Genomic DNA, 26,123 nt, shown 5'->3' on the forward strand with positions numbered 1-26,123 from the left:
TGGCGCGCATTGTATACCTCATGCTTTGACGCGCGCACCGTGAGCGCGATGATTGGACCTTGCCATCATCCATCAACGGCAGAGCCCCTAGTACGCCGCGCGATAGATCTTTTCGATATCGACGGCACTCAACTTGCGCGGGTTATTGCGCATCAGGCGCTCGATCCCCGCCGCTTCCACGGCCATGGACGCGATGGCGTCCTCGGGTACACCGAAACTGCGCAGGCCCTGGGGAATTTCCACGGCGGCACACAGCTCGGTCATGGCTTGCACGGCTTTGTCAGCCGCTTCGTTGACACTCAGATGAGCGGTCTTCACGCCCATGGCCTCGGCGATATCCTGCATCCGTTCGATGCAGGCCATCTTGTTCCAGGTCATGACATAGGGGAGTAACAAGGCATTGCTCACGCCATGGGCAATGTTGAAACGTCCGCCCAGCGGATACGCCAGCGCATGCACCGCGCCGACCCCGGCGTTGCCGAACGCCATGCCGGCCATCAGGCTGGCGGTGGCCATGTCTTCCCGGGCTTGCAGGTTCGACGGGTTGGCGTAGGCCTTGGGCAAGGCCTTGGCGATCAACTTGATGGCGCCGATGGCCAGGGCATCGGTAATCGGCGAGGCATTGACCGACAGATAGGATTCGATGGCATGCACCAGCGCATCGACGCCGCTGGCCGCCGTGACGCTGCGCGGACAGGTCAGGGTCATTTGCGGACTGACCAGCGCCACATCCGGCAACAGGTAGTCGCTGACGATACCTTTTTTCAGTTGCGCGACCTTGTCGGAAAGGATGGCGACGTTGGTCACTTCCGAACCGGTGCCGGCCGTGGTCGGGATGGCGATCAGCGGCGGGCCTTTGCGCGGGACCTGATCGATACCGAACAGATCCTCCAGCGCACCGTGGTATCCGGCATAGGCCGCCACGCTCTTGGCAATGTCGATGGCACTGCCGCCGCCCAGGCCGATCAGGCCGTCATGCCCGCCCTCGCGATACACCTGCATGCAATCTTCGACGATGGAGATTTCCGGGTCCGGCAGTACCCGGTCGAAAATCTCGTAGCTGCGTTCGCCCAACTGCGCCAGCGCCAGCTCTACCGTGCCGGACTTGACCAGGGCGGCATCGGTGACGATCAGCGGATTATCAATGTCCAGACGCGCCAGCTCGGCGGACAGCTGCTCGATGGCACCTGCGCCGGTGATCAGTTTGTGAGCGATCTTGAAAGAGGAAAGACTCATGTGCGCAGCCTCTTATAGGTAGGGGAGCTGGGCACAATAGTAGCTGGGGATTGGGGTTTGTCTGCCATTCAAGCCATGAATGAAGATCGCCCTCTGTAGGAGCTGCCGAAGGCTGCGATCTTTTGATCTTGAAAATCAAAGTCAAGAGATCGCAGCCTTCGGCAGCTCCTACAGGGATCGGGTCAGACCTGCGCAGTACGCAGTTTCTCGCTACGCCCACGCAGCCATTCCAGAGTCAGCAACAGGATCACCGAGAAGGCAATCAGCAGCGTCGCGGCGGCGGCGATGGTCGGGCTGAGGTTTTCGCGGATACCGCTGAACATCTGCCGTGGCAGGGTCGCTTGTTCAGGGCCGGCGAGGAACAGCGTCACCACCACCTCATCGAACGACGTCGCGAAGGCGAACAGCGCCCCCGAGATCACGCCCGGCGCGATCAGCGGCAAGGTCACCCGGCGGAACGTGGTCAGCGGCGAAGCGCCCAGGCTCGCAGCAGCCCGCACCAGATTGTGGTTGAACCCCTGCAAGGTCGCCGACACGGTGATGATCACAAACGGCACACCCAGCACCGCATGCACCACGATCAGCGAGAAGAAGCTGTTACCCAACCCCAGCGGAGCGAAGAACAGGTAACTGGCCACACCGATGATCACCACTGGCACCACCATCGGCGAAATCACCAGCGCCATCACCAGCGCCTTGCCGGGAAAATCGCCGCGGGTCAGGCCGATCGCCGCCAACGTACCGAAGACCATGGCCAGCACCGTGGCCGCCGGGGCGACGATGATGCTGTTCTTCAGGGCGCGCATCCACTCCGCCGAGGCGAAGAAATCGTGGTACCACTGCAGCGAGAAACCTTGCAGCGGGTACACCAGGAAACTGCCGGAGTTGAACGACAGCGGAATGATCACCAGCACCGGCAGGATCAGGAACAACAGAATCAAGCCGCAGAGAATCCGCAAGCTGTAGAACCACACCCGTTCGATGGGCGACATGTAAGGACTCAGCATTTCGTTCTCCCCTTAGCTCAGGCGCAGGCGGCTCGCGCCCACCAGCCAGCTGTAAATCAGATAAAGCACGACCGTTGCGAGCAACAGCAGCCCACCGAGTGCGGTCGCCATGCCCCAGTTGATGCTGGTGTTGGTGTAGAAGGCGACGAAGTAGCTGACCATCTGATCGTTCGGGCTGCCCAGCAAGGCCGGGGTGATGTAGTAGCCGATCGCGAGGATGAACACCAACAGGCAACCGGCGCCGACACCGGCATAGGTCTGCGGGAAGTACACCCGCCAGAAGCTGGCGAACGGATGGCAGCCGAGGGAAATCGCGGCGCGCATGTAAGTCGGCGAGATGCCTTTCATCACGCTGTAGATCGGCAGGATCATGAACGGCAGCAGGATGTGCACCATGGAGATGTAGACACCGACGCGGTTGAACACCAGTTCGATCGGCTTGTCGATGATGCCCATGGCCATCAGGCCGCTGTTGATCAGACCGCCCGACTGCAGCAACACGATCCACGCCGCGACCCGTACCAGGATCGAGGTCCAGAACGGCAACAGCACCAGGATCATCAGCAGGTTGCTCTGGCGCGAAGGCAGGTTCGCCAACAGGTAGGCCAGTGGATACGCCAGCACCAGGCAGATCACGGTGATGATCAGACCCATCCAGAAAGTGCGGGCAAAGATGTCGAGGTAGATCGCCTGGTCCGGGGTGGCCGGGGCGATTTCGCCGAGGTCGTCGATGCGATGATCGACAGCCGCCAGCAGGTAATACGGGGTGATGCTGCTGGTGTTGCGGCGCACCGCTTGCCAGTAGGCCGGGTCGCCCCAGCGCTCATCGAGACCTTCCAGCGCTTCTTTATAAGAGGCCGGCTCGGTGGCGAGCGGCAAGGCGCGGGCGGTTTTGGTCAGCAGGCTGCGGTAGCCGGCCAGCTCCATGTTCAGGCGCTTGGACAGATCGCCCAGGGTCTGGTTCTTGCGGGCTTCGGCGAGGTCTTCGGCCGCTGCTTTGTAAACCGGTTCAGCGGGCAGGCCGCGGCCGTCCCAGCTGGCGATGGCGGTCACGGTGCGCGGCATGCCGCCGACCACTTCCGGGTTGCCAACGCTTTTGTAGAGCAGCGCCACGATCGGCACCAGGAACACCAGCAACAGAAACAGCACCAGCGGCGCGATCAACGCCTGGGCCTTCCAGCGGTTGACCCGCTCGGCGTGCTTGAGCCGCTGCTTCAAGGTGGGGCTGGTGCCCTCGTTCAGGGGAACGGCGATAGCCATGACGTACTCCGGGAATCTTTGGATGGGCGGCATCACCCATGGTGATGCCGCATTACATCAACATTCATCAATCACGCCAGTCCCTGTAGGAGCTGGCGCAGCCTGCGATCTTTTGGCGTCCTTGAGACCGCTGAAGATCAAAAGATCGCAGCCTTCGGCAGCTCCTACTGGCGAAGGATTACTTCGCCGCCCAGGCGTTGAAACGCTGTTCCAGTTGCTCGCCGTTGTCAGCCCAGAAGCTGACGTCGATCTGCACCTGGTTGGCGATATTTTCCGGGGTGGTCGGCATGTCTTTCAGGACATCCTTGGCCAGCAACGGTACGGCTTGGGTGTTGGCCGGGCCGTAGGCGATGTTTTCCGAGTAGGTCTTCTGCTGCTGTGGCATCACCGAGAAGGCGATGAACTTCTTCGCTGCTTCAGCACGCTTGGCATCCAGACCTTTTGGAATGGCCCATGCGTCGAAGTCGTAGATGCCACCGTTCCACACGACTTTCAGGTTGCTTTCTTTCTGCACGGCAGCGATCCGGCCGTTGTAGGCCGAACTCATGACCACGTCACCGGAAGCAAGGTATTGCGGCGGTTGTGCACCGGCTTCCCACCACTGGATGTTCGGCTTGAGTTCATCGAGCTTCTTGAACGCGCGGTCTTGACCGTCTTTGCCGGCCAACACTTTGTAGACGTCTTTCGGCGCAACGCCGTCGGCCATCAGGGCGAATTCCAGGGTGTACTTGGCGCCTTTACGCAGGCCACGCTTGCCCGGGAACTGCTTGGTGTCCCAGAAATCCACCCAACTGGTCGGTGCGGATTTCAGCTTGTCGGCGTTGTAGGCCAGCACGGTCGACCACACGAAGAAACCCACGCCGCACGGCTGGATGGCGCCCTTGACGTAGTCTTCGGTCTTGCCGAACAACTTCGGATCAAGCTGTTCGAACATGTCCTCGTCGCAACCACGGGACAGTTCCGGCGACTCAACCTCTACCAGATCCCAGGACACGCTCTTGGTGTCGACCATGGCCTTGACCTTGGCCATTTCGCCGTTGTACTCGCCAGCCACGATCTTGCCGTTGCCTGCCGCTTCCCACGGTGCGTAGAAGGCTTTGACCTGAGCCGCCTTGTTCGCTCCGCCAAAGGACACCACGGTCAGGTCAGGGCCGGCCGCCATTGCGTGTGCCGCGCCCATCATGCCCAGTGCCAAAGCGGTGAATTTCAGGGATCTCAACATTTATTGTTCTCTCCACGTGCAGGGTTGGTGTTGGTATTGCCGGGGCGATCAGTTCGCCTCTAGAAGGGGATCGAGTGCACGAACGTGCTCGACCTGCCAGCCAAGCGGTACCACGTCGCCGACGGCGAGCGAGGGATCAAGCTCGGCAATCGGTTGTTTCACGAAGAAGTCGGTCTTGCCGCAGACTTCCATGCGCACCCGGACGTGGTCGCCCAGATAGATGAATTCCTCGACCCGCCCGGAGAATCGGTTGACGCATTGGTCGCTGGAGCCGTTGAGGCTCACTCGCTCCGGACGAATGGACAGGGTCACCGGCTCACCGGTCTGGCCAACGTTGACCGCCAGGGCTTCCACCTTCTCACCGCGCCCGAGTTCCACAATGCAACGGTCGCCGGTTTGGCTGTGCAGGCGGCCATTGAGGCGGTTGTTCTCGCCGATGAAGTTGGCGACGAAGGTGTTCTTCGGCTCTTCGTAGAGGGTACGCGGCGGCGCGATCTGCTGGATTTCGCCCTGATGGAACACCGCTACACGGTCGGACATGGTCAGGGCTTCGCCCTGATCGTGGGTCACGTAGACCACGGTGACGCCCAGGCGCTGGTGCAAGTGCTTGATTTCCATCTGCATGTGTTCACGCAGTTGTTTGTCGAGTGCACCGAGGGGTTCGTCCATCAGCACCAGTTGCGGCTCGAACACCAGCGCCCGGGCCAAGGCCACACGCTGTTGCTGACCACCGGAGAGCTGCGCCGGGTAACGCTGGGCGAAGCTGTCGAGCTGGACCATGCTCAGCACGCGCTTGACCCGGGCACTGACGTCGCTCTTGTTCATGCCGCGCACGGTCAGCGGGAACGCCAGGTTCTCGGCCACCGTCATGTGCGGGAACAACGCGTAGTTCTGGAACACCATGCCGATGTCGCGCTTGTGCGGCGGCACGTTGTTGATGGCGCGCCCGGCCAACAGGATTTCGCCTGCGGTCGGCGTTTCGAAGCCGGCGAGCATCATCAGGCTGGTGGTCTTGCCAGAGCCGGACGGTCCGAGCAACGTGAGGAATTCGCCTTTGCGAATGTCCAGGTTGAGGTCTTTGACGATCAGGTTCTCGCCGTCGTAGCTCTTCTGCACTCCACGAAAGCTGACCAGAACATCATTGGCCCCTGCGCTTGAATCGACCTGGCTCATACCCACACCTTTGTTATTGATGACTGCTGTGGGGTTAAGCCTAGTGGACGCTGGAGACCACGCAAATCGGGGGGCAAGAGAGATTCGCCTCAGCCGGATGGAAGGTTGGGGGTAGGGATTGCCCTACAAGGATGGCGCGTTTTGGCAAACGCAGTGACCGGCGGTCAGCTGCAGGCCGCCAGCAAAGGCAAAAGCGCTGGCGGGCAGTGTCGCAAATGGATACGCCCCCTCGCCTTCTGTAGGAGCTGCCGCAGGCTGCGATCTTTTGATCTTGATCTTCGGCGATCTTGAGGCCTCTAAAAGATCGCAGCCTGCGGCAGCTCCTACAGGAGATCGCGTGCAGAGTCAGAGGAGCTTGTGCTCCATCGCGTACTTCACCAGCTCCGCCAGCGAGGTGATGTTGAGCTTCTGCATCAGCCGCGCCTTGTGGGTGCTGATGGTCTTGCTGCTCAGCGCCAGTTGCTGGGCGATGTCGTTGACGTTGGCGCCCTGGGCCAGACGTTCGAACACGGAAAATTCGCGCTCGGAGAGCAACGAATGCAATGGCCTCGAGTCGGTCAAGCCGACCTCGAAGACCATGCGGTCGGCCAGTTCCGGGTCGATATAACGCCCGCCTGACGCCACTTTGCGAATGGCCGTCAGCAACAGTGCCGGATCGCTGTCCTTGGTTGCATAACCGGCGGCCCCGACCTTCAGCGCTCGGGCGGCCATTTGCGCTTCGTCGTGCATCGACAACACCAGGATCGCCGGCGGATTGTTCAGGGCGCGAATCCGCGGAATGGCCTCCAGGCCATTGACGCCCGGCATGGAAATGTCCAGCAGCACCACTTCGCAGGGCACATGACGCAAGGTGTCGAGCAACTGCTCGCCATTGCTCGCCTCCCCCACCACCAGCAAGTCCTTGGCCAGGCCAATCAGCTGCTTGATGCCTTCGCGGACAATCGTGTGGTCTTCGGCTACCAGTACACGGATCACGTTCTTCTCCAGATTCAGGAACATTCGCGAGCAGGCTCGCTCCCACATTTGAAATGCGTTTCCCCTGTGGGAGCGAGCCTGCTCGCGAAAGCGTCAGCACAGATACCAAAAATTCTTCAGGCTTCGTCCAGTGGAACGCGCACACTCAGGGTCGTGCCCTCACCCGGCTCACTCTCAAGGGATAACTCCCCCCCCATGATCAACACCCGCTCACGCATCCCGACGATCCCAAAGGACGTTGGCCTGCCAGGCGCAGCAACAAATCCTACGCCATCATCGGCGACCGTCAGGCACAACTCGTCGCCTTCCAGCGCCAGTGTCAGTTCAACAGTATGCGCCTGGGCATGGCGCATGACATTGGTCAGTGCTTCCTGAAGGATTCGGAACAGGCCGATGGCCTTGGCATCGCTGAGCACCGGCAGATTGTCCGGCACCTGCACCAGACACGGAATCTGCGTACGCGCCTCGAATCGTCGGGCCTGCCATTCGATGGCCGAGGCAATGCCGGCATCGAGAATCGGCGGGCGCAATGCAGTCGCCACGTCGCGAACCAACTGGAAGAGCTGAGCGATCAGGCGTTTCATGCTGCCCAGGCGCTCGTTAAGACCCGGATCAAGTTGCGCGTAAGCCAGTTCGCACATGGAGGTTTCCAGCTTGAGCACGGTCAGCATCTGCCCCAGTTCATCGTGAACTTCCCGGGCGATGCGCGCTTTTTCTTCTTCGCGCACGCTTTCCAGGTGCGCGGACAGCTCGCGCAGTTGTTCCCGGGAGCTGGCCAGCTCAAGCTCGATGCGCTTGCTCTCGCTGATGTCCCAGACGATACCGTCCCAGACATAGGCGCCGTCTTCCAGCCGGCGGGTGATGGCCTTGATTTCCGCCCAGCGCTGCTCGCCCTGACGCGTGAGGATTCGCCCTTGCCACGACCAGTCGCTGTCGGTATCCAGCGCGTGGTCCTGAGTCTGGTGATAGCTCGCCTTGTCATCCGGATGCACCAGGCTGCGCAGGCCTTTGTCGCGATGCGCCAGCGTGGCCGGTGAATAACCCACCAGGCTTTCGCTGCCTTCGCTGATGTAGGCAAAGTCGATCTGGCCAGTCACCGGTGCTCGCTCCAGGCGGAAAACCAGCCCAGGAACGTTGGCGGCGATGCCTTGCAGCCGCGCCTCGCTTTCCTGCAAGGCCGCCAGGGCGCGGCGCCGCTCGGTGACGTCGTTGAGGTAAACCACCAGGTATTCGCCATCGCGAAAACGCAGAAAACTCAACGAAACATCGGCCGGCAGGATGCTGCCGTCGGCCCGCACGCAGTTGGTTTCGAAGCTTTGCGGGCCCTCTTCACTGGCCCGGGCGCGCTTCCACAGATTGAGCCAACGATCCATGTGCAGGCCGGGTTCGAAATCGATCAAGGGCCGATCGATGATCGCGCCGGGTGGATAGCCGAGCATGCTTTCCGCCGCACGATTGGCGTAGCGCACGTGGCTGTCCCAGTTGACCCAGAGGATGCCGACGGTGCTTTGATCGATGGAGAACTGGGTCAGCCGCAAGGCCTCTTCGCTGGCGGCACGCAAGGCAATGTCTTCCTGCGCAGCCATCAGGCGTTGTTCCAGGCTGTGCTGCTGGCGACGCTGCCAGAACACGATGGCCACGCAACTCAACGCCAGCACGGCCAGCAACAGGCAGAGGTTTTGCCAGAACCCCGGCGACTCGGTGAGGCGTGGATACTTGGGCTGCAGCCATTGATTGTGCAGTTGCTCCAGATCCTTGGCCGGAATCGCCCGCAATGCGCTTTCGACGATACCCGCCAGTTCCGGTTTGTCGCGACGCGTGGCTACCCGCAACAGCTGCGGCAGGCCGACATCCCCGACCACCACCAACCCGGCAAACTCCGGCTCGACGGACAGGCGCCCCAATTGCGCTTCATCGACCACCGCATAAGCCGCCTGCTGGCCCGTCAGTAACTGCAATGCCTGGCGCTCCATCGGGACGCCTTGCAGATTCAGGTGCGGATAGTTGCTGTGCAGGTAATCGGCGATGGCGCTGGGCATGCGCACGGCGACGCGGGTCTGGCTGTCGAGTTTTTCCAGTTCGATCGCCCCGGCGCTTTTCTGGTCGCTGACCACCAGTTGCGGCACCCGCATGTAGGGGTCGGAGAATTGCCAGAGGCGCAGCCCGCCAGGTGTCTGGGTCAGTCCCGGGGCGATGTCGATTTCGCCTTCGCGTGCGGCAGCTTCCAATTGTTCAAGGTCGGAAAAGTTGCGCCAGCTCAGCTCGACGTCGAGGGTCTTTGCCAGCCGTTTCATCAAGTCGACATTCACCCCGGACAGGCGCTGCAAGCGACGATCGTATTGCGCATAGGGTGCCTGCAACACCAGTCCGACCCGCAACTCGCTCTGCTGCGTCAACCAGTGCTGTTGTTTCGGGGTGAGTTGGGCAACGTGCGCCGGGGGCACGGCTGCCGCCCAACCCATCAAGGGAAACCACAAACAGCCGATAACCCACAGGCAGCGAAAACGCATCATTGAACTCTCACACACTGACAAATACTGACCAACCCATTAGGCTGCCGGAACCACTTCCGGCCTGGAATATCCGATGCCCCCTGTCTACCGCCTGGCACTGCCAGCATTGTGCCTGTCGCTGATCCTGCCTTGCGTTTTTTCCGTCGAGGCGGCCGAACCGGCGCCTGCCGCAGCAGAAAAAACCGCCGAAGAAAAACCACTCGAACGTCAGCCGCTGCCTGAGCGCAGTCAGGAAGAAGCGACTGCACTCGAGCGAAAAATCCCGGCTCAGGAACAGCAACAACTGCAAGCGGGCACCGACACGTTTCTGACCCTGTGGAAACCGGCCAATACCGCTGAACCCAAAGGCGCGGTGATTATCATCCCGGGCGCCGGGGAAACCGTTGACTGGCCGCAAGCGGTCGGTCCTTTGCGGCGCAAATTGCCGGACGCCGAGTGGAGCAGCCTGAGTATCACCTTGCCGGACCTGCAAAGCGATGCCATTGCGCCACGAATCGTGGAGGCAACGCCGGCTCCCAAAGCCCCCGAAACCGGCAGCAAGGATTCGACCACCGCCGCCCCGATCGAACAGGTGGCCGGTGGCGAGGCCGATGTGGCCGACAAGGCCATCGCTGACACCACTGAAGAACAATCCAGGGCAGATGCCGAGCGCATCTTCGCCCGGATCGACGCCGCGATCGCGTTTGCCGAACAACAAAGCGCCCGCAGCATCGTAGTGCTGGGGCATGGCACTGGCGCCTATTGGGCGGCGCGCTACCTGAGCGAGAAGCAGCCATCGCAAGTCGAGAAACTGGTCATGGTCGCCACTCGCACACCGCTGGCAGCGAAGCCCGAGCTGGCGGAACTGACCCCGACCCTGAAACTGCCGACCGCCGATATTTACTACAAAGATAAAGCGCTGGACCGAAACGCCGCACTGGAACGCCTGCAGGCCAGCAAACGCTTGAAGTCCTCGACATTCAGCCAGGTCGCGCTCAAGGCCTTGCCGGATAGCAAGGCCGAACAGGAGCAATTGTTCCGGCGGGTGCGGGGTTGGTTGAATCCACAGCCTGCGACAGACTGACAGACTGTGTCGCCTTCATCGCGGGCAAGCCACGCTCCCACAGGTTTTATGCCGATCACGAAATGGCGGACGACATAAAACCTGTGGGAGCGAGCTTGCTCGCGATAGCGGTATCACTGGCGACGCACGTTTTCCGGCCTAGCGAAAATCCCGCCGCTCCCGAATCAGCGTATAGGCACTATGCAGTTCACGCGTTCGATCGGTGGCCTCACGCACCTGCATCGCCGTTGCGCCACTGCCGGCGATCTTGTCCGGATGATGGCGACTGAGCAGGCGCCGGTAAGCACGCTTGATCTGCGCCGGTTCAGTGGTGGCCGACACCCCCAACAGCTTCAAGGCGTCCTGATAGCTTGGCACGCTGTTGCCCAATGGCCGCTTCTGCGGCTCATAATCGTGGGCCAACGCCTGCACCTGGTGCGGCGTCCAGCCCAGCCACTGGCCCCACTGGCGGATCAACTCACGCTCACCGCTGCCGGCACGACCATCGGCCCAGACCATTCGCCAGCAGGCGCGTAACACGCCTTCCGCCGCATGGGGCTGGGCACTCAGGCGACGCAGATAACCGCGTAGCCGGTCGCGGCCCGACTTGCCACGATTGAACGCGGCAATTGCACGGCGCTGAGCCGGCCCGGACATATCCAGCGAGCGCATTTCCGCCCGGGCCTGCTCGATGTGCCCGGCCATCACCTGGCCGTCGCACTTGGCCAGGCGCCCCAGCAGGACAAACAGCAATTCATCGTTGCGCAACACCGGGCGGCCGCCCAGTTTTTCCCACAAATGCCCCCAGCTCTGCAGGTGCAAGCGCCGATCCAGCGCCTGTCCCAACAACGCGCCGAGCATGGCCCCCGGAATGCTGGCTATGGCAAAGCCTGCTCCGGCTCCGATCAGAGTCCCTGGCCACAGCATGTCAGCGGCTCGCTTCTATCAATGTTTCAACTTCGGCCAGACGCTCGTGAGTGCCGACATCGACCCAATGCCCCCTCAACTGCTCGCCGGTCACTTGACCATCAGCCATGGCTTTGCGCAACAGCGGCGCGAGCTTGAAGGCCCCTGCGGTGCAACCGTCGAACAACTGCGGATGCAACACGGCGATGCCGCTGTACGTCAGGGTGGAAGCCTGCGGTTGACCGTCGTGCACCTGGTTTTCGACCAGGCTGAAGTCGCCGGCTGGATGATGCGGCGGGTTGCTGGCCAGCACCAGGTGCGCCAGGCCGTTGATGGGTTGGTGAAGCACACTGAAGTCGTAATCGGTCCAGATATCGCCGTTGACCACCACAAAGGCTTCATCCCCCAACAACGGCAAGGCGCGGAAAATCCCGCCGCCGGTTTCCAGGGGTTCACCCTCCGCCGAGTACTGGATGCTCACGCCATAACGCGAACCATCGCCCAGATAGTCTTCGATCTGCTGACCGAGCCACGCGTGATTGATCACGATGTCGGTGAACCCGGCGGCAGCCAGCGCCCGCAGGTGATACTCGATCAGCGGCACGCCGCCGGCACGCACCAGCGGTTTGGGTGTGGTCAGGGTCAGCGGGCGCATGCGCTCGCCTTTGCCCGCGGCCAGAATCATTGCCTTCATGCTTTCACTCCGGCACGCAGGCTGGCCAGCAGCACATCCAGCTCGGCCAGTTCGGGGCGGCGAGCGATCACGGCATCTATATAGGCAAAGAAGCGCGGAACATCGCCCAGATAACGCGGTTTGCCGTCGCGATGGCAGATGCGCGCGAAAATACCGATGACTTTCAGGTGACGTTGCACGCCCATCAAGTCGCTGGCACGCAGGAAGTCCTCGAACTCGGGTTGAACCGGAATACCAAGGCCCCCCGCCTGCTGCCAGTAGCTTTCCAGCCAGCCGCGTACGCGCTCCTCGGGCCAACTGAGGAAGGCGTCCTTGAACAGGCAGGTCACGTCGTAGGTCACCGGGCCATATACCGCATCCTGGAAATCCAGCACGCCGGGGTTGGGCTCGCTGAGCATCAGGTTGCGCGGCATATAGTCGCGATGCACCAGGACTTTTGGCTGTGCCAGGGCGCTGTCGATCAACAGATCGCTGACCTGCTGCCAGAGCACTTGCTGCGCCGCGTCGAATTCGATGCCCAATTCGCGCTTCACGTACCACTCGGGGAACAGTTCCAGTTCGCGACGCAGTAATGCCACGTCATAGCTCGGCAGCGGCGCAACCATCGGCAACTGCTGGAAAGCCAGCAACGCCTGCAGGGCATCCTTGAACAAATCGTCGGCGTTTTCGCTGTCGATGACGTCCAGATAGGTCTTGTTGCCCAGGTCATTGAGCAAAAGAAAACCGCGCTCGAGGTCTTCGGCATAAATTTTCGGCACATTTATTCCGGATTTCGCCAGCAAAAAGGCGATATCCACGAAGGGTTTGCAGTTTTCCTGGGGCGGTGGCGCGTCCATCACGATGAAACTTTTGCCATCGCCTTCCCAGCGGAAATACCGCCGGAAACTCGCGTCGCTGCTGGCCGCGGTCAACGTGGCCGGGGGTACGACGCCCCAGCCCTGCTCGGCAAAAAGGGTCGCCAATTGTTCATCGAGCCAAACTTTCAGGTGTTGCAAGCGTACATCTTGATCAGGCATTGCAAGGGTCTCCGACGGCGCTAGCCGTCAAGCGGGTCATGCTTTATTATCCAGCATCTTTTTCAGACCATCGAGAGGCGTGCGGCCCACACCGCGGGCAGATGGCACGCAGGAAGCCCGGACTAATAAGATGGCATTGAAATCCCCCGCGTTTCGTAAAAAATTTCCGTTGTTGGTTACCGGCAGTTTGCTGGCGCTGCAACCCCTTGCCACTTCCTACGTGGTCGCCGCGGAACAGTTTGACTGCTCAGTCTCTGCTTCGGGTTCCTGGGACTGCGCGCCAAAGACGCCGGCGGCGGCATTGCCACCGCGTCCCGTCCATGACGGCAGCGCAGTTTCCGCCACCGGCGAAGCCCCGGCCGAGAACGGTTCCAGTGAAGGCACTGGCGCCAAGCCGGTGTTGGTCACCGAATCCAAAGGCCGTGGCCTGAAGTCGCGTAGCGAAGACTACAGTCACCTCGACTGGGTTCCCCGCGAGCAGCTCACCGCCGCACAATTGGCCGAAACCGGTCCTTATTGCTCTGGTTCCTATATCGAACCGATTCGTCCTGGCATGAATGACAAGACGAATAAAAGTGACGCGCCTACCTTTATCGGCGCAAAAGCCTCCCGCTATAAGCAGGATGAGCAGGTCGCAACCCTGGCCGGCGACGTCGTCATGCGCCAGGGCAGCATGCAGGTCGAAGCCGACGAAGCCAACCTGTACCAGGCCGAGAGCCGTGGCGAGCTGAATGGCAACGTGCGCATTCGCGACAACGGCGCCCTGATCGTCGGCGACCACGCCGACGTGCAGCTCGACACAGGTGAAGCCAAGGTCGACAACGCCGAATACGTGATGCACAAATCGCGCATCCGCGGTAATGCGCTGTACGCCAAACGTGCCGAGAACGCGATCATCCGCCTCAAGGATGGTACGTACACCACGTGCGAACCGAACAGCAACTCCTGGCAACTCAAGGGCAACAACATCACCCTGAACCCGGCCACCGGCTTCGGTACGGCGACCAACGTGACGCTGCGGGTCAAGGACATTCCGGTCCTGTACACGCCGTACATCTATTTCCCGATCGACGACCGTCGCCAGTCCGGCTTCCTGCCGCCGACCATCGGCACCGGCACCGATACCGGCTTCATGCTGGTCACCCCGTACTACTTCAACCTGGCCCCGAACTACGATGCCACGTTGTACCCGCGCTACATGGAAAAGCACGGCCTGTTGATGGAAGGCGAATTCCGCTACCTGACCAAGTCCAGCGAAGGCCAGTTCGGTGCGGCGTACCTCAACGACGAAAGCGACGAACGCGACAAGCAGTCCGACGCCGAAAAAACCCGCTACATGTACAACTGGCAGCACAATGGTGGTCTCGACTCCCGAGTGTTTACGCAAGTCGATTACACCAAGATCAGCGATCCGTATTACTTCCAGGATCTGCAGACCGACCAGATCGGTGTGAAAAGTGCTGACTTCGTAAACCAGCAAGGTTCCGTGACCTATCGCGGCGAGGGCTATACCGCTCGCGCGAACGCCCAGGCATACCAACTGGCGAGCGTATCGAACATTACGCCGTACGACCGCCTGCCGCAGCTCACCCTCGACGGTATGCTGCCTTACCATCCGGAAGGCCTGAATTTCACGTACAACACCGAGCTCGTGCGGTTTGACCGGGATCTGCTGAGCGGGACGTACTTTGACGAGGATGGCGTCGGTTCTCCCCGTCTTGATAACAACATTCAGGGTCTGGCTCGCGCCAATGGCGACCGCCTGAATCTTGCGCCCGCCATGAGCCTGCCGATGAACACGACTTACGGCTTCCTGACACCGAAGCTCAAGTACCAGTACACCCAGTACCAACTGGATCTGGACAGTACTGGCAAAAATCAAGTCGCTCTGCAAAATCAAGCCGCAGCTGCAGCCGGGACTAAAAACTTCAATGGTGATTTCGACAGCAACCAGAACCGCGGCGTGCCGATCGCCAGCATCGACAGCGGCCTGTACTTCGATCGCGATACCCAGTATTTCGGCAAAAAATACAGCCAGACCCTGGAGCCGCGCCTGTTCTACCTGTACGTGCCTGAGGTCGACCAGGTAGACATCCCGGTATTCGACACCAGCGAATACACCTTCAACTATGCGTCGCTGTTCCGTGACAACCGCTTCTCCGGTTCCGACCGTGTCGGCGACGAGAACAAACTGTCCCTGGGCGTGACCAGCCGCTGGATCGAAGACAACGGTTTCGAGCGCCAACGCATCAGCGTCGGCCAGGCCTTGTACTTCAAGGACCGCGAAGTTCAGTTGCCAGGTGTCGACCCAAAAACCCGCGCCGATGCACATTCGAATGTTTCGCCTTATGCACTGGAATACGAATATCGCTGGAACCGCGACTGGCGTACCACGGCCGACTACAACTGGGACCCGGACAGCCGCAGCCCTCGCTCGGGCAGCGCGATGTTCCACTACCAGCCTGAGGACAACCCGAACAAGATCGTCAACCTTGGCTATCGCTATCGTAACGACCAGGTGATCTACAACCAGAACACCGGTCAATGGCAGTTCGGCGGCGACTACGGCACCCCTGGGCAGCCTGGCTACGTGAAGGATTACTACAAGATCGAACAGCACGACTTCTCGGTGATCTGGCCGATCGTGCCGCAATGGAGCGCTATCAGCCGCTGGCAGTATGACTACAACCGCAACCGTACCCTGGAAGCCTTCGGTGGCTTCGAGTACGACAGCTGCTGCTGGAAACTGCGCGTGATCAACCGTTACTTCGTTGATTACGACGAGTTCAGCCAGCAAGCACCGGAAAACGAAAAAGGCGACCATGGCGTCTTCCTCCAAATTGTTCTGAAGGGACTCGGCGGCCTCACCGGCGCCAAGGCAGAGAGCTTCCTCGACAAAGGCATTCAAGGTTATCGTGAACGTGAAGACCAAGCTTTCTGATTGTCTGCGCCCGCTGATGCTGGGCGCGCTGTTCCTGAGTACGGCGGCCAGTGCCGCCGTGCAGTCCATCGATAAAGTGGTGGCCATCGTCGACAACGACGTGGTCATGCAGAGCCAACTGGACCGACGCGTTCATGAAGTTCAGCAAACCATTGCCAAGCGTGGTTCTGCCGTGCCGCCGTCCAGCGTGCTGGAGCAGCAGGTACTTGAGCGCCTGATCGTCGAAAACCTGCAATTGCAGATCGGCGAGCGTTCCGGCATCCGCATTACCGATGAAGAGTTGAACCAGGCCGTGGGCACCATTGCCCAGCGCAACAACATGTCGATCGAGCAGTTCCGCGCAGCCCTGACTCGCGACGGTCTGTCCTATGAAGACGCACGTGAGCAGATTCGCCGCGAAATGGTCATCAGCCGCGTGCGCCAGCGTCGGGTCGCCGAACGCATTCAGGTCTCCGAGCAGGAAGTGAAGAACTTCCTGGCGTCTGACCTGGGCAAAATGCAGCTGTCCGAAGAGTTCCACCTGGCCAACATCCTGATTCCTACGCCGGAAAGCGCCAACTCCGAAGCGATTCAGAGTGCCGCCAAACAGGCCGATGCGATTTACCAGCAGCTCAAGCAAGGCGCTGACTTCAGTCAGTTGGCAATCGCCAAATCCGCCAGCGAAACCGCTCTGGAAGGTGGTGACATGGGCTGGCGTAAAGCCGCTCAATTGCCTCCGCCGTTCGATCGCCTGCTGAGCACCATGCCGGTGGGTGATGTCACCCAGCCAATGCGCACACCGGGCGGTTTCATCATCCTGAAGATCCTCGACAAGCGTGGCGGCGAGACCCAGATGCGCGATGAAGTGCATGTGCGTCATATCCTGGTCAAGCCGAGTCCGATCCGCGACGAAGCGAAAACCAAGGCCCTGGCCGAATCGCTCTACAGCCGTATCGAGGCTGGCGAAGACTTCGGTGAGCTGGCGAAAAACTACTCGGAAGACCCGGGTTCCGCCCTCAACGGCGGCGACCTGAACTGGATCGACCCGAACGCGCTGGTGCCCGAGTTCCGCGAAGTGATGGCCAAGACCCCGCAAGGTCAGCTGTCCAAGCCGTTCCAGACTCAATACGGCTGGCATGTCCTGGAAGTCCTTGGCCGTCGCGCCACCGACAGCACCAGCCAGGCTCGCGAGCAGCAAGCCATGACCGTTTTGCGTAATCGCAAATACGATGAAGAGCTGCAAACCTGGCTGCGTCAGATCCGTGACGAAGCGTACGTGGAAATCAAACTCCCTGGCGCCGACCAGGCAGCGCAGTGAAACCCCAACGTTTCGCGCTGACACCCGGTGAACCAGCCGGCATAGGTCCCGACCTGTGCCTGCTGCTCGCCTCGCAAGCCCAGCCCCATCCGCTGATTGCCATTACCAGCCGCGACCTGCTCATCGAGCGGGCCGCGCAACTGGGCGTGGCGGTCGACTTGCTGCCGGTCACCCCGGACAACTGGCCGGATGTACCCGCGCCAGCCAACAGCCTGTATGTCTGGGACACACCGCTCAACGCCAAGGTCATCGCCGGACAACTGGACAAGGCCAACGCTGCGTTCGTCCTGGAAACCCTGACCCGGGCCGGCCAAGGCTGTCTGAGCGGGGATTTTGCCGGCATGATCACCGCGCCTGTGCACAAAGGCGTCATCAACGAATCCGGCATCGCCTTTTCCGGGCACACGGAATTCCTTGCCGACCTGACCCACACCGCGCAAGTGGTGATGATGCTGGCTACTCGTGGCTTGCGCGTGGCCCTGGTGACCACTCACCTGCCCCTTCGCGAGATTGCCGATGCCATCACGCCGGAGCGCCTGGAGCGCGTCACGCGAATCCTGCATGCCGACCTGCAAAACAAGTTCGGCATCGCCCGGCCGCGCATCCTGGTCTGCGGGCTCAACCCGCATGCCGGTGAAGGCGGACACCTGGGCCATGAAGAAATCGATATCATCGAACCCACATTAGAGCGCCTGCGCGGCGAGGGCATGGACCTTCGCGGCCCCCTGCCCGCCGACACTCTGTTTACCCCCAAATATCTGGAGCACTGCGATGCGGTGCTGGCGATGTACCACGACCAGGGCCTGCCGGTGCTGAAGTACAAAGGCTTCGGCGCAGCAGTCAACGTGACTCTCGGCTTGCCGATCATCCGCACCTCGGTCGACCACGGCACCGCCCTGGACCTGGCCGGCAGCGGCAAGATCGACACCGGCAGCCTGCAAGTCGCCCTGGAAACCGCCTACCAGATGGCCGAGACCCGTTTATGACCGAGCAATACCAACACAAGGCGCGCAAACGCTTTGGCCAGAACTTCCTGCACGATGCCGGCGTTATTGACCGCATCCTGCGCTCCATCCATGCCAAGGCAGAAGACCGCCTGCTGGAGATCGGCCCGGGCCAGGGCGCACTGACCCAAGGCCTGCTCAGCAGCGGCGCGCAACTCGACGTGGTGGAACTGGACAAGGACCTGATCCCGATCCTAAACCAGCAGTTTGCCGGCAAGAGCAACTTCAACCTGCATCAGGGCGATGCGCTGAAGTTCGACTTCAACAGCCTGAATGCCGCGCCAGGCAGCCTGCGAGTGGTCGGCAACCTGCCGTACAACATCTCCACGCCGCTGATTTTTCACCTGCTGCACAACTCGCACCTGATCCGCGACATGCACTTCATGCTGCAAAAGGAAGTGGTCGAGCGCCTGGCTGCCGGCCCGGGTGGTGGCGACTGGGGCCGTCTGTCGATCATGGTTCAGTACCATTGCCGGGTCGAGCACCTGTTCAACGTTGGCCCAGGCGCGTTCAACCCGCCACCGAAAGTCGATTCGGCCATTGTGCGTCTGGTGCCCCACGCGGTTCTGCCGCACCCGGCCAAGGATCACCGCCTGCTGGAGCGCGTCGTGCGCGAAGCGTTCAACCAGCGCCGCAAAACCCTGCGCAACACCCTCAAGCTGCTGCTGAGCAATGCCGAAATCGAAGCCGCTGGCGTCGATGGCAGCCTGCGTCCCGAGCAGCTCGACCTGGCCGCCTTCGTGCGCCTGGCTGACAAGCTAAGCGAGCAAGCGCCACAAAAGCCTGCCACTGACTGACAGGCGATGAGCGCTATCGGGTAGGACGCCACTCTGGTCTACTACCCGATACTTGGCCTAGACTGAACTCCATCAGCTACGCCCCGCGTCCCGCTTCGTTTTTAAGGCCCCTTGCATGTCCGATCCTCGTTATCAGGTCGACGTCAGCGTCGTCACCCGCTATCTGGCAGAACAATCGCAACCCGAGCACGACCGCTTTGCCTTCGCCTACACCATTACCGTGCAAAACAATGGCGAAATGCCCGCCAAACTGCTTTCACGGCACTGGGTCATCACCGATGGTGACGGGCATGTCGAAGAAGTCCGCGGCGCAGGCGTCGTCGGCCAGCAGCCGCTGATCGACCCGGGCAAAAGCCACACCTACAGCAGTGGCACGGTGATGAGCACCAAGGTCGGCACCATGCAAGGCACCTATCAGATGCTGTCCGACGACGGCAAACATTTCGATGCCATCATCGCGCCCTTCCGCCTGGCGGTGCCCGGAGCCCTGCACTGATGGCAACCTACGCCGTCGGCGACCTGCAAGGCTGCCTTCAGGCCCTGCAATGCCTGCTCAAACAAGTGGCGTTCGACCCTCAACGCGATCGCCTGTGGCTGGTGGGCGACCTGGTCAACCGCGGCCCGCAGTCGCTGGAAACCCTGCGCTTCCTCTATAGCATCCGCGAATCGCTGGTGTGCGTGCTCGGCAACCACGACCTCCACCTGCTGGCGGCCGGACGCAACATCGAACGCCTGAAGAAGGCCGATACCCTGCACGAGATCATTGAAGCGCCGGATAGCGCCGAACTGCTCGAATGGCTGCGCCAGCAAAAGCTCATGCACTACGACGAACAGCGCAACATGGCACTGGTCCATGCCGGCATTCCACCCCAGTGGTCGCTGCGCAAAGCCTTGAAGTGTGCTGCCGAAGTCGAGACCGCCTTGCGTGACGACAACCTGCTGCCGCCCTACCTCGATGGCATGTACGGCAACGATCCGGCGAAATGGGACAACGACCTCAAGGGCGTGACGCGCCTGCGGGTGATCACCAACTATTTCACCCGCATGCGTTTTTGCACCGCCGAAGGCAAACTCGACCTCAAGAGCAAGGAAGGCCTCGATACCGCGCCACCCGGCTACAAACCCTGGTTCCAGCACAAGGAACGCAAGACCAAGGGCCTGAAAATCATCTTCGGTCACTGGGCTGCACTGGAAGGCAATATCAATGAGCCTGGCATCTCGGCCCTCGACACCGGCTGCGTCTGGGGCGGCGCCCTGACCCTGATGAACGTCGACAGCTTTGAGCGCCTGTCCTGCAAATGCGACGAACACGGCCATGCCGTACCGCCAGTCGCCTCATCCATTTCCCAAACATCGCCAGCCAGCGCACCGCGCTAGACTGCCCATTCTGCCGAGCCACAGGAGCCCGCCATGAGCGAATTCAAACGTATCCCCCCGGAACAAGCCCAGGCCCTGCGCGAGCAAGGCGCAGTGGTGGTCGACGTCCGCGACCCGGCCACTTTTGCCGCCCTGCATATCGCAGGCTCGAAGCATCTGGACAATCATTCCCTGCACGCTTTCATCCAGGGCGCCGACCTCGACGCGCCGACCGTGGTGGTCTGCTATCACGGCAATTCCAGCCAGGGTGCGGCCGCCTACCTGATCAGCCAGGGCTTCTCCGACGTCTACAGCATGGATGGCGGATTCGAGTTGTGGCGTACGACCTATCCGGCGGAAACGGCGCAAGGCACTGCCGAATAATTTTTTTGTAACGTTGCAGGCCCCGGCTCCCGCGGGCTAGCGCGGTGGCAGACGAACGGTCTGCTACAACTAATTACGTATCTCGCCTTTACCTCCCGAATTCCCAACTATCCTTAAGCCCAGGCCATCCAAAACAGGGGAGAGCCGGTACACCGGCGCACGGGTCATCGGGAGTAGCTTTCGGAGTCGTCAGCTCCGGGAGAGTTCTGGGGGGTAAACAGCAATCGCCTGTTCGGTTGCTGCCAGCATCGACTGAGTGATCCGGCGTCGGCTCCACGTATCGAGCGAGGTGACGTCATGAGTATCTTTAGCCACTTCCAACAACGCTTCGAGTCCACACGCCAGGAAGAACTCTCACTGCAAGAGTATCTTGAGCTGTGCAAAAAAGACCGCAGCGCCTACGTTTCCGCCGCCGAGCGTCTACTGCTGGCCATCGGTGAACCGGAACTGCTCGACACCTCGACCAACTCGAGGCTTTCGCGCATCTTCTCCAACAAGGTCATCCGCCGCTATCCGGCCTTTGAAGACTTCCACGGGATGGAAGAATGCATCGACCAGATCGTGTCGTATTTCCGCCACGCCGCTCAAGGCCTGGAAGAGAAGAAACAGATCCTGTACCTGCTCGGTCCCGTCGGTGGCGGCAAATCGTCCCTGGCCGAGAAGCTCAAGCAGCTGATGGAAAAAGTGCCCTTCTACGCGATCAAGGGCTCGCCGGTATTCGAGTCGCCCCTGGGTCTGTTCAACTCCACTGAAGATGGAGCGATCCTCGAGGAAGACTTCGGCATTCCACGGCGCTACCTCAACACCATCATGTCGCCATGGGCGACCAAGCGCCTGGCCGAATTCGGTGGCGACATCAGTCAGTTCCGCGTGGTGAAACTCTACCCGTCGATCCTCAACCAGATCGCCGTGGCCAAGACCGAGCCAGGTGACGAAAACAACCAGGACATTTCGGCACTGGTGGGCAAGGTCGATATCCGCAAACTGGAGGAGTTCCCACAGAACGACGCCGACGCCTACAGCTATTCGGGCGCCCTGTGCCGGGCCAACCAGGGCTTGATGGAATTCGTCGAAATGTTCAAGGCACCGATCAAGGTGCTGCACCCGTTGCTGACTGCCACCCAGGAAGGCAACTACAACAGTACCGAAGGCCTTGGCGCGATTCCGTTCACCGGGATCCTGCTGGCCCACTCCAACGAATCGGAGTGGCACACCTTCCGCAACAACAAGAACAACGAAGCCTTCATCGACCGGATCTACATCGTCAAAGTGCCGTACTGCCTGCGGGTCAGTGACGAAGTGAAGATCTACGACAAGCTGCTGTTCAACAGCTCGCTGGCCAAGGCGCATTGCGCGCCGGATACCCTGAAGATGCTGGCCCAGTTCACCGTGCTCTCGCGTCTCAAAGAGCCGGAAAACTCCAACATCTATTCGAAGATGCGCGTGTACGACGGCGAGAATCTCAAGGACACCGATCCTAAAGCCAAGTCGATCCAGGAATACCGCGACAACGCCGGTGTCGACGAAGGCATGAACGGTTTGTCGACCCGCTTCGCGTTCAAGATCCTGTCGAAGGTGTTCAACTTCGACCCGCACGAAATTGCCGCCAACCCGGTACATCTGCTCTATGTGCTGGAACAACAGATCGAACAGGAACAGTTCCAGGCCGAGACCCGCGAACGTTATCTGCGCTTCCTCAAGGAGTACCTGGCACCGCGCTACATCGAATTCATCGGCAAGGAGATCCAGACTGCCTACCTCGAATCCTACAGCGAGTACGGCCAGAACATCTTCGATCGCTACGTGTTGTACGCCGACTTCTGGATCCAGGACCAGGAATACCGCGACCCGGAAACCGGCGAAATCCTCAACCGCGTAGCCCTGAACGAAGAACTGGAGAAAATCGAAAAACCGGCCGGCATCAGCAATCCGAAGGATTTCCGCAACGAAATCGTCAACTTCGTCCTGCGCGCCCGGGCCAACAACAACGGCAAGAACCCGACCTGGCTCAGCTACGAAAAACTGCGGGTGGTCATCGAGAAGAAAATGTTCTCCAACACCGAGGACCTGCTACCGGTCATCAGCTTCAACGCCAAGGCCAGCAAGGAGGACCAGCAAAAACACAACGACTTCGTCACACGGATGGTCGAGCGGGGCTACACCGACAAACAGGTACGACTGCTGTCCGAGTGGTACCTGCGGGTCAGAAAATCACAATAACCCGCTGCCGGTCAGACCGGTTGTCGTCAGCCAGAGACCTGTGTGCGCTTTTTCTGTTACACAGGCCTCTGGAAGGTGTTCGAAAGTCGGTAGCGAGTTCAGGCAGCATCCAAGGCGCTTGGGGGAGCGTTCAACATCCCTCGGCTCTCGGTTCGATGCTGTATCACCGCTCGCCCCTTTCAGGACAGCTTCTAAGGAGCAGTCATGAGCTATGTGATCGACCGACGTCTCAATGGCAAGAACAAGAGCACGGTGAACCGCCAGCGGTTTCTGCGGCGCTACCGTGATCACATTAAAAAGGCTGTCGAAGAGGCGGTCAGCCGGCGCTCCATTACCGATATGGAACACGGCGAACAAATCAGCATTCCCGGCCGCGACATCGACGAGCCGGTGCTTCACCACGGGCGCGGCGGCAAGCAGACGGTCGTGCACCCGGGCAACAAGGAGTTCACCAGTGGCGAACATATCGCCCGACCACCGGGAGGCGGTGGCGGTCGAGGCCCCGGCAAGGCCGGCAATTCCGGCGAAGGGATGGACGAATTCGTCTTCCAGATCACCCAGGAAGAGTTCCTCGAATTCATGTTCGAGGATCTCGAACTGCCCAACCTGGTCAAACGCAACCTGACCGGCACCGACACCTTCAAGACCGTGCGGGCCGGGATCAGCAACGAGGGCAACCCGTCGCGGATCAACATCATCCGCACCCTGCGTTCAGCCCACGCCCGGCGCATCGCCCTGTCCGGCAGCAGCCGGGCAAAACTGCGTGAAGCCAAGGAAGAACTTCTGCGACTCAAGCAAGAAGAACCAGACAACTTCGGCGATATTCAGGAAATCGAAGCTGAAATCGAAAAACTCAGCGCGCGCATTCACCGCGTGCCGTTTCTCGACACGTTCGACCTCAAGTACAACCTGCTCATCAAGCAACCCAACCCCAGCTCCAAGGCCGTGATGTTCTGCCTGATGGACGTGTCCGGCTCGATGACCCAGGCGACCAAGGACATCGCCAAGCGCTTCTTTATCCTGCTGTACCTGTTCCTCAAGCGTAACTACGACAAGATCGACGTCGTGTTCATCCGCCATCACACCAGCGCCCGCGAAGTGGACGAGGAAGAGTTTTTCTACTCCCGGGAAACCGGCGGCACCATCGTCTCCAGCGCCCTGAAACTGATGCAGGAGATCATGGCCGAGCGCTACCCGAGTAACGAGTGGAACATTTACGCCGCCCAGGCCTCCGATGGCGACAACTGGAACGACGACTCTCCGATCTGCCGCGACATCCTGATCAACCAGATCATGCCATTCGTGCAGTACTACACTTACGTTGAGATCACCCCGCGCGAACACCAGGCCCTTTGGTTCGAATACGAGCGCATCGCCGAAGCCTTTTCCGACACGTTTGCCCAGCAACAACTGGTCTCGGCCGGGGATATCTATCCGGTCTTCCGTGAACTCTTCCAGCGCAGGTTAGTGACATGACCGCCAAAGAGCAGAAGCGCCAACCCATTTCCACCGGCTCCGAATGGACGTTCGAGCTGATCCAGGCGTACGACCGCGAAATCAGTCGCATTGCGGCGGGTTACGCCCTCGATACGTACCCGAACCAGATCGAAGTGATTACCGCCGAGCAGATGATGGATGCCTACGCCTCCGTCGGTATGCCTCTGGGTTATCACCACTGGTCCTATGGCAAGCACTTCCTCAGCACTGAAAAATCCTACACCCGCGGCCAGATGGGTCTGGCGTACGAGATTGTGATCAACTCCGACCCGTGCATCGCCTACCTGATGGAAGAAAACACCATCTGCATGCAGGCGCTGGTGGTGGCCCATGCCTGCTACGGGCACAACAGCTTTTTCAAAGGCAATTACCTGTTCCGCACCTGGACCGACGCCAGCTCGATCATCGATTACCTGGTGTTTGCCAAGCAGTACATCATGCAATGCGAGGAGCGCCACGGCATCGACGCGGTCGAGGACCTGCTCGACTCCTGCCATGCACTGATGAACTATGGCGTCGACCGCTACAAACGCCCCTATCCGATTTCCGCGGAAGAAGAGCGCCGCCGGCAAAAGGACCGGGAGGAACATTTGCAGAAACAGATCAACGATCTGTGGCGCACCATTCCCAAAGGCGCGGACAAGTACAGCGACAAGGACAACGCACGCTTCCCCGCCGAACCTCAGGAAAACATCCTGTATTTCATCGAAAAACATGCGCCGCTGCTGGAACCATGGCAGCGGGAAATCGTGCGCATCGTGCGCAAGATCGCCCAGTATTTTTATCCACAGCGCCAGACCCAGGTGATGAACGAAGGTTGGGCCACGTTCTGGCACTACACCCTGATGAACGATCTGTACGACGAGGGCCTGGTCACCGACGGCTTCATGATGGAGTTCCTGACGTCCCACACCAGCGTGGTGTTCCAGCCAGGCTTTGACAGCCCTTACTACAGCGGCATCAATCCCTACGCCCTGGGGTTTGCCATGTACCGCGACATCCGTCGCATGTGCGAAGAGCCCACGGAAGAAGATCGCCGCTGGTTCCCTGACATCGCCGGTACCGACTGGCTGGCAGCCATCAAGTTCGCCATGAGCAGCTTCAAGGATGAGAGTTTCATCCTGCAGTACCTGTCGCCCAAGGTGATCCGCGACCTCAAGCTGTTCAGCATTCTCGATGACGACCAGAAGGACGACCTGCTGGTGCCCGCTATTCACGACGAGGGTGGCTACCGCATCATCCGCGAAACCCTGGCCGCGCAGTACAACCTGGGCAATCGCGAGCCTAACGTGCAGATCTACAGCATCGACCGGCGTGGCGACCGCTCCCTGACCCTGCGTCACCAGCAACACGACCGAAAACCGCTGGGCGACTCGACCGAAGAAGTGCTCAAACACCTGCACCGCCTCTGGGGTTTCGACATTCACCTGGAAACCCTGCAAGGGGACACCGTGATGAAAACCCATCATGTGCCACCCCGAAACGAGCACAGCGAGGGTGATTACGGTCGACTGGACCTGGCTGTCATCCATCTTTGAACCGCTTTACGCCTCCGAAAGTTCGATGCAAGGGTTATCCTGTCG

Annotated in this window: 21 protein-coding genes; 11 read left to right on the forward strand and 10 right to left on the reverse strand. The window is 60.4% G+C overall.

The features are described from left to right. Window positions 1-87: 87 nt before the first annotated feature. From AC3WJW_RS26125 to AC3WJW_RS26155, 7 genes are all read right to left on the reverse strand, one after another. On the reverse strand, window positions 88-1,236 hold the full coding sequence (locus AC3WJW_RS26125) for an iron-containing alcohol dehydrogenase (protein WP_493727982.1): 1,149 nt from the start codon (window positions 1,234-1,236) through the stop codon (window positions 88-90). Between the two features lie 182 nt (window positions 1,237-1,418). Continuing rightward, on the reverse strand, window positions 1,419-2,243 hold the full coding sequence (locus AC3WJW_RS26130) for an ABC transporter permease (RefSeq protein WP_007980200.1): 825 nt from the start codon (window positions 2,241-2,243) through the stop codon (window positions 1,419-1,421). Between the two features lie 12 nt (window positions 2,244-2,255). Then, window positions 2,256-3,503: an ABC transporter permease gene (locus AC3WJW_RS26135; RefSeq protein WP_007980201.1), complete on the reverse strand. Its 1,248-nt coding sequence runs from the start codon at window positions 3,501-3,503 to the stop codon at window positions 2,256-2,258. Window positions 3,504-3,681: 178 nt separating this feature from the next. Next, window positions 3,682-4,725, reverse strand: a complete 1,044-nt coding sequence (locus AC3WJW_RS26140; protein WP_007980202.1) for an ABC transporter substrate-binding protein — start codon at window positions 4,723-4,725, stop codon at window positions 3,682-3,684. A 48-nt stretch (window positions 4,726-4,773) separates the two neighbouring features. Beyond that, a complete protein-coding gene (locus tag AC3WJW_RS26145; RefSeq protein ID WP_095964077.1) occupies window positions 4,774-5,898 on the reverse strand; it encodes an ABC transporter ATP-binding protein in 1,125 nt (374 codons plus the stop codon). Between the two features lie 345 nt (window positions 5,899-6,243). Next, window positions 6,244-6,897 (reverse strand): response regulator, encoded by a 654-nt coding sequence (locus tag AC3WJW_RS26150; protein WP_205886345.1) that lies wholly within the window; start codon window positions 6,895-6,897, stop codon window positions 6,244-6,246. A 92-nt stretch (window positions 6,898-6,989) separates the two neighbouring features. Beyond that, on the reverse strand, window positions 6,990-9,386 hold the full coding sequence (locus AC3WJW_RS26155) for a PAS domain-containing sensor histidine kinase (protein WP_493727983.1): 2,397 nt from the start codon (window positions 9,384-9,386) through the stop codon (window positions 6,990-6,992). 73 nt (window positions 9,387-9,459) lie between these two features. On the opposite strand from AC3WJW_RS26155, the gene AC3WJW_RS26160 reads away from it, so the two are divergent. Beyond that, the gene (locus AC3WJW_RS26160; RefSeq protein ID WP_493727984.1) at window positions 9,460-10,449 is read left to right on the forward strand and encodes an alpha/beta hydrolase family protein; all 990 of its coding nucleotides are present in this window, start codon (window positions 9,460-9,462) and stop codon (window positions 10,447-10,449) included. A 138-nt stretch (window positions 10,450-10,587) separates the two neighbouring features. On the opposite strand, the gene AC3WJW_RS26165 is transcribed toward AC3WJW_RS26160, so the two are convergent. From AC3WJW_RS26165 to AC3WJW_RS26175, 3 genes are read right to left on the reverse strand one after another with little or no spacing between them, the layout of a single operon-like run. Then, window positions 10,588-11,355 carry a TerB family tellurite resistance protein gene (locus AC3WJW_RS26165; protein WP_493727985.1) on the reverse strand — a complete coding sequence of 256 codons (768 nt, stop codon included), beginning with the start codon at window positions 11,353-11,355 and terminating at the stop codon, window positions 10,588-10,590. A 1-nt stretch (window position 11,356) separates the two neighbouring features. After that, on the reverse strand, window positions 11,357-12,028 hold the full coding sequence (murU, locus tag AC3WJW_RS26170; RefSeq protein ID WP_493727986.1) for an N-acetylmuramate alpha-1-phosphate uridylyltransferase MurU: 672 nt from the start codon (window positions 12,026-12,028) through the stop codon (window positions 11,357-11,359). Next, complete coding sequence (locus tag AC3WJW_RS26175; RefSeq protein WP_493727987.1) at window positions 12,025-13,044, reverse strand: aminoglycoside phosphotransferase family protein; 1,020 nt, start codon at window positions 13,042-13,044, stop codon at window positions 12,025-12,027. Before AC3WJW_RS26175 ends, murU begins: the two co-directional genes overlap by 4 nt. Before the next feature lie 130 nt (window positions 13,045-13,174). Between AC3WJW_RS26175 and AC3WJW_RS26180 the strand changes: the two genes are divergently transcribed. From AC3WJW_RS26180 to AC3WJW_RS26225, 10 genes are all read left to right on the forward strand, one after another. Further along, a complete protein-coding gene (locus AC3WJW_RS26180; RefSeq protein WP_493727988.1) occupies window positions 13,175-15,985 on the forward strand; it encodes an LPS-assembly protein LptD in 2,811 nt (936 codons plus the stop codon). After that, the gene (surA, locus tag AC3WJW_RS26185) at window positions 15,960-17,282 is read left to right on the forward strand and encodes a peptidylprolyl isomerase SurA (protein ID WP_493727989.1); all 1,323 of its coding nucleotides are present in this window, start codon (window positions 15,960-15,962) and stop codon (window positions 17,280-17,282) included. The genes AC3WJW_RS26180 and surA overlap by 26 nt, the downstream gene beginning before the upstream one ends. Then, window positions 17,279-18,268 (forward strand): 4-hydroxythreonine-4-phosphate dehydrogenase PdxA, encoded by a 990-nt coding sequence (gene pdxA, locus AC3WJW_RS26190; protein ID WP_493727990.1) that lies wholly within the window; start codon window positions 17,279-17,281, stop codon window positions 18,266-18,268. The genes surA and pdxA overlap by 4 nt, the downstream gene beginning before the upstream one ends. Then, complete coding sequence (rsmA, locus tag AC3WJW_RS26195) at window positions 18,265-19,083, forward strand: 16S rRNA (adenine(1518)-N(6)/adenine(1519)-N(6))-dimethyltransferase RsmA (protein ID WP_493727991.1); 819 nt, start codon at window positions 18,265-18,267, stop codon at window positions 19,081-19,083. Before pdxA ends, rsmA begins: the two co-directional genes overlap by 4 nt. 115 nt (window positions 19,084-19,198) lie before the next feature. Further along, a complete protein-coding gene (gene apaG, locus AC3WJW_RS26200) occupies window positions 19,199-19,579 on the forward strand; it encodes a Co2+/Mg2+ efflux facilitator ApaG/CorD (RefSeq protein ID WP_493727992.1) in 381 nt (126 codons plus the stop codon). Then, window positions 19,579-20,460 carry a symmetrical bis(5'-nucleosyl)-tetraphosphatase gene (locus AC3WJW_RS26205; RefSeq protein WP_493727993.1) on the forward strand — a complete coding sequence of 294 codons (882 nt, stop codon included), beginning with the start codon at window positions 19,579-19,581 and terminating at the stop codon, window positions 20,458-20,460. The genes apaG and AC3WJW_RS26205 overlap by 1 nt, the downstream gene beginning before the upstream one ends. Before the next feature lie 33 nt (window positions 20,461-20,493). Next, window positions 20,494-20,823 (forward strand): thiosulfate sulfurtransferase GlpE, encoded by a 330-nt coding sequence (gene glpE / locus AC3WJW_RS26210; protein ID WP_104450002.1) that lies wholly within the window; start codon window positions 20,494-20,496, stop codon window positions 20,821-20,823. Window positions 20,824-21,120: 297 nt separating this feature from the next. After that, window positions 21,121-23,043 (forward strand): PrkA family serine protein kinase, encoded by a 1,923-nt coding sequence (locus AC3WJW_RS26215; protein ID WP_007980217.1) that lies wholly within the window; start codon window positions 21,121-21,123, stop codon window positions 23,041-23,043. 204 nt (window positions 23,044-23,247) lie between these two features. Then, entirely contained in the window at window positions 23,248-24,519 is a 1,272-nt protein-coding gene (locus tag AC3WJW_RS26220) for a YeaH/YhbH family protein (protein WP_007980218.1), read from the forward strand. Further along, window positions 24,516-26,078: a SpoVR family protein gene (locus tag AC3WJW_RS26225; RefSeq protein WP_007980219.1), complete on the forward strand. Its 1,563-nt coding sequence runs from the start codon at window positions 24,516-24,518 to the stop codon at window positions 26,076-26,078. Before AC3WJW_RS26220 ends, AC3WJW_RS26225 begins: the two co-directional genes overlap by 4 nt. Window positions 26,079-26,123: the final 45 nt, after the last annotated feature.

The organism is Pseudomonas sp. GW821-FHT07G06, from assembly GCF_058986625.1.